We start from the raw sequence: 5,148 nt of genomic DNA, 5'->3' as shown, positions 1-5,148 counted from the left end.
CGGCACCATTGCGGTCGCTTTCGGCGATGAGAAGTGAGCGTTTGTCGCGGCGATTGGCTGGTACGATACGTCCGCCTTTGGGCGTGCGCTCGAAGCGGCCTGTCATCGGGCTCTCTTCGTCGCGCTTCTCGAAAAGCTTGATTAGCTTGGCGTGGTAGTCGCCGCCGGATTCCTGGATCTTGGCGAGGCCGCGATCCCCAACGCCAGGCGCGGGCCCGCGGCTCTTGCCCATATAGCCGGCATAGCGGATGGGCGGTCCGAAATTGCCATCATTGCCGGCCATGCGGGCGATCAGTTCGCCATCCTCGTCAATTGCTTCAAAGGCGATCACGCCAGTTGGAGGCGGCGTATCCGCTTTCGCCCAGGCGCGCTTGCCGGTTCGTTCCAGCGTCCCGTCAGCCTCCAGGCTTTTCAGGATGGAGCGCAGCGCCTGGCGCTCGCGGCCTTTCACCTTCAGGCCACGGGCAATCTCCTGCTTTGTGGTGAGGGACGGATTTTTGTTGATAAAGTCGAGAACAGTCTCGCGATCAGGAAAACTCATGGTCCGCATATAGGAGATTCTGCGCCGGAATGCTCGAATTCATTCCAGCCTGGGAAAATTAAGGGGGCCTCGCGCCTACATCATGATCCCGAACAGAATTCCCATCGCAATAACCGCCGCGATGATGGAAATCACCAGAACCCAGCGCATACCAAAGCCCGTTGCGCCCTGGCGTGCATCATTTGTATCGTGTTCAGACATGTCAGTCTCCTCTCACATTGAGTCGTAACTCAATGAATGTGTAGCACAGGAACTGGTTCAAATCTTTTCTGAAGCAAATGGCCGGGGGAAATGAGTTTGGGCCGCGCGCACGAGGCCGCGGCGCTATTTCTTCGCCGCGGCTTTTTTCTTTGCCGGCGCCTTTTTCTTTTTTGCAGGCTTCTTGGCCTTGGCGTCGACAAGCTCGACCGCTTGCTCAAGTGTGACCGTATCGGGCGTCACATCCTTTGGCAGGGTCGCATTGGTCTTGCCATGCTTCACTTAGGGCCCGTAGCGGCCTTCAAAGACGTGGATGGGCTCACTATCGACCGGGTGCTTGCCAAGCTCCTTCAGCGGCTCGGCCTTGCCGCGCCCGCCGCCGCGGCTCGCCTTCTTGTCGGCGATCAGCGTGACCGCGCGGTTGAGGCCGATATCGAACAGTTCCTCGACGTCCTTAACATTGGCGAAGGTGCGCTGGTGCTGAACATAAGGCCCGTAGCGGCCGAGATTGGCGAGGATGGGTTCGCCGTCTTCCGGGTGCTGGCCGACTTCGCGGGGCAGCGAGAGAAGTTTCACCGCCCGTTCAAGATTGACCGATTGCGGCTCCCAGCCCTTTGGAATGCTCGTCCGCTTGGGCTTGTCGTCTGTCTCCATCTCGACATACGGGCCGAACCGGCCCGACTTGAGCAGCACGGGCTGGCCAGTGTCGGGATGGATGCCGAGCTCTTCGCCCTCCGGATTGATCGAGCCGTCTTTCTCATTGTCAGCGGAGAAGGGCCGGGTGAACTTGCAGTCGGGATAGCGCGAGCAGCCGACAAAGGCGCCGTGCCGGCCGAGTTTCAGCGACAGCTCCCCTTCATTGCAGAGCGGGCAGAGGCGGGGGTTTTCCTTGACGTTGCCATTCTCATCGGTCTTCGGGAAGACATACGGCCCGAGCGCGATATTCAGCGCATCAAGCACATTTGAAACGCGAAGCTCCTTGGTTTCTGCGATAGCGGCCTGGAATTGCTGCCAGAAGTCTTTCAGGAAGGCTTTCCAGTCGAGCTTGCCATCCGAGATGACGTCGAGCTGTTCTTCCAGCTCAGCGGTAAAATCGTATTCGACATAGCGTGCGAAGAAATTCTCGAGAAAGGCGGTAACGAGCCGGCCTTTGTGTTCGGGAATGAGCTGCTTTTTCTCAAGACGGACATAGTCGCGGTCTTCCAGCGTCGAGAGGGTCGAGGCATAGGTCGACGGGCGGCCGATGCCGAGTTCTTCGAGCCGTTTGACCAGAGAGGCTTCGGTAAAGCGCGGCGGCGGCTGGGTGAAATGCTGCTCGGACTTTGCGTCCTTCAGGTCTGCATGCTCGCCTTCGGCCATCTTGGGCAGGCGGCCTTCGGCGTCATCGTCGTCGTCGCCATCATCCCGGCCCTCGGTATAGAGCTTGATGAAGCCGTCAAAGACGACGACCTGGCCGGTCGCGCGGAGCGTTGCGCGCTTGTCCTTTGAGGCAAAGTCGAGCGTCGTGCGCTCAAACTCGGCCGCTTCCATCTGCGAGGCCACAGCCCGGCGCCAGACGAGCGTGTAGAGCTTTTTCAGATCCCCGTCGCCGCGATAGCTTTCAGGGCGGATGGAAAAATCGGTCGGGCGGATCGCTTCGTGCGCTTCCTGGGCGTTCTTTGCCTTGGAGGAATAGCGACGGGCCTTTTCAGGCAGGTAGCGGGCGCCGTAATCGCTTTCGATCTGGCGGCGCGCAGCGCCATAGGCCTCTTCGGCCATGTTGATGCCGTCGGTCCGCATATAGGTGATGCGGCCTTCCTCATAGAGTTTCTGGGCGGCTTGCATGGTGCGCTTGGCTGAAAAGCCGAGCTTGCGGGAGGCTTCCTGCTGGAGCGTCGAGGTGATGAAGGGCGGCGGCGGATTGCGCCTGACCGGCTTTGATTCAACCGAGCTGACCGTATAGCCGCCGACCTGGACGGCATTCAGAGCCTCGGTGGCCGTCTTCTCATCAGGCAGGTCGAATTTCTTGAGTGTCTTGCCGTCCAGCGCATAGAGCCGCGTCTTGAATTCGCTGCCATCCTTGGCGCGAAGATCGGCTTCGATCGTCCAGTATTCCTGCGGCTGGAAGGTCTCGATTTCGAGTTCGCGCTGGCAGATGATGCGAAGCGCGACAGACTGGACCCGCCCGGCAGAGCGCGACCCCGGCAGCTTGCGCCAGAGGACAGGCGAGAGATTGAAACCAACCAGATAGTCGAGCGCGCGGCGGGCGAGATAGGCATCGACCAGTTCCTGGTCGATCTCGCGCGGCTGGTTCATGGCCGTCGTAACGGCATTCTTGGTGATCGCGTTGAAGACGACCCGCTCGACCGGGATGCCTTTCAGCGCCTTGCGCTTTTCCAGCGCTTCGAGGAGGTGCCAGCTGATCGCTTCGCCTTCGCGATCAGGGTCAGTCGCGAGAATAAGCTTGTCAGCCGACTTTGTGGCTTCGGCGATATCGCGAATGCGGCCAGCCGACTTTGAGTCGGCTTGCCAGATCATTTCAAAGTCATTGTCCGGATCGACGGAGCCATCCTTTGACGGAAGGTCACGGACATGGCCGTAAGAGGCCAGAACCTTGTAATCGCTTCCGAGATACTTGTTGATCGTCTTTGCCTTTGCGGGCGACTCAACAACAACGACTTTCATATGGGGGCTCCTCCAGAGAGCGGCGGAACTTGGTGGTCAGCTTTGAGACTGTCAACCCGTGAGAAACTTCAGCCATCCTCGCGATAGGCAAGGACTGTCAGGCTTGAGAACAGGGCAAACAGGGCCGGTGACCAGGCCGCGATGACAGGCGGAAGTGCGCCGGATGAGCCGAGACTCGATGAGAATTGCATAATGAAGAAGACGCCCGTCGCCGCAAGCGCGCCGATAGAAACCAGCCGGCTGGTGCCGCCAAGGCGAGACAGGCGCAGACAGACGAGCGCCCCGATCAGCCCCATGGCGGTAAAGAAGACAGGGATCGCCGTCAGGCTGAAGAAGCGGACCTGAAAGCGCGACGTGTCGAGGCCAGCCCGGCCCGTCTGCTGGATGAAGCCCGGCAGGCGCCAGAAGCCGATCGTGTTGGGAGAGGTAAACCGGTCGAGCAGGGTGTCTGGATCAAGATCGGTCGGAATGGCGAGGCGTTCCATACGCTGGGGCGGCTGACCGGGTATGTTCTCAATCAAATTCTCGATCTGCCAGAATCCATCGATGATGCGCGCGCGCTCGGCATCGATGCGGCGGACGAAATCAAGCCGCTGTGTTGGCCGGCCATCATCGAAGACGCGGCCTTCTTCCAGCATCTTCACATCCTCGAAAACCTGGCCGGTACTGTCGACGCTGCCGGCCCGGATCACGATCTGCGAATTGCCGTCGCCCTGACGTAACCAGACATCCGTGCGGCTCGAATCAGGTCTCACACCGCCTGCGATGAGCAGGCTGTTGCGCGTTTCCTCGAACTCGTTTGAAAGCCGCGCGCCGAGCGGATTGAGCACCATGATCGAAATGAGCCCGACCAGCACAGACATCCAGACAAGCGGCGCCAGAAATTGCCAAGCGGAGAGGCCGGTGGCGCGAATGACGGAGAGTTCAGAGCGCTTGTTGAGACGGCTATAGGCCATCATCGCCGCGACCAGTATCGCAAAGGGCAAGGTCTGCTCGATCAGGCCGGGCAGCTTCATCGTCGATAGCTGCACCGCCGTCATAGGCGACAGCTCCACATCGCCGCCAACGGTGCGCAATTGTTCGACGACGTCGACCAGAAGAATGGTCACCACGAAGATTGAGATGACAAGCGTGAGGCTGGTCAGGCATTGGGTGAAGATATAGCGCTGGATCCGGTTCAGAAACATCAGCGGAACCCTCTGACGCGCCTGGCCGGTCTGAGCTGCCATTGGAAGAAGATGAAGGACAGAATGGCGAGCGTGCCGAGCGGAACGATCCACTGCGCCGCGTTCACTGCCACGCTGTCTACGCTTGCCGACTGCACGGTTAGCTGAACCATGATCAGGCCCAGCGCGCCCGCCGTCGCAAACACAATGCGCCGGTTATAGCCCCGTCGGTTAAAGTCCCCGCCGAGCACTGCCATGATCGCGATCAGCGCCATGGCAATGCTGACCAGCGGTGTCGTCAGGCGTGCATGCGCTTCGGCCAGGAATTTGTCGACATCCTGCAATTGCTGATAGTTCGTCCGGTCGATGTTGACGAGTTCATGCAGGTAGCGGTCGGACGCTTTCAGCACGACGGCGCCGCGGTCTTCCATGAAGGGCGTCAGATCAAAGGTCGACTGGTCGAAATCGAGGATGCTCAACGCGCCGTTGGCGTCGGTCTGGTGGATCTGCCCCTCCCACATGACGATGCTTGGCGACCCGTCGACCTCGACGAACCTGCCCCGCTGGGCGAGATAGTCA

Annotated in this window: 3 protein-coding genes and 2 pseudogenes; all 5 read right to left on the bottom strand. The window is 60.0% G+C overall.

From position 1 onward, the window contains the following. Positions 1 to 541, bottom strand: a pseudogene (locus tag WA989_RS04190) (ribonuclease R); the annotation flags it as partial. 75 nt (positions 542 to 616) lie between these two features. After that, positions 617 to 742: a hypothetical protein gene (locus tag WA989_RS04185; RefSeq protein ID WP_424339257.1), complete on the bottom strand. Its 126-nt coding sequence runs from the start codon at positions 740 to 742 to the stop codon at positions 617 to 619. Between the two features lie 123 nt (positions 743 to 865). Next, positions 866 to 3,403 (bottom strand): annotated as a pseudogene (gene topA / locus WA989_RS04180) (type I DNA topoisomerase). A 68-nt stretch (positions 3,404 to 3,471) separates the two neighbouring features. Next, positions 3,472 to 4,590 (bottom strand): LptF/LptG family permease, encoded by a 1,119-nt coding sequence (locus WA989_RS04175; protein ID WP_424339256.1) that lies wholly within the window; start codon positions 4,588 to 4,590, stop codon positions 3,472 to 3,474. After that, on the bottom strand, positions 4,590 to 5,148 hold a 559-nt coding region (locus WA989_RS04170), incomplete at its 5' end, for an LptF/LptG family permease (RefSeq protein WP_424339255.1). The genes WA989_RS04170 and WA989_RS04175, both read right to left, overlap by 1 nt.

Origin of the sequence: Henriciella sp. (genome assembly GCF_049649345.1) — a bacterium.
Taxonomy (GTDB): domain Bacteria; phylum Pseudomonadota; class Alphaproteobacteria; order Caulobacterales; family Hyphomonadaceae; genus Henriciella.
Note: the sequence above shows the minus strand (reverse complement) of the source record. Positions and strands in the feature narration are given on the sequence as shown.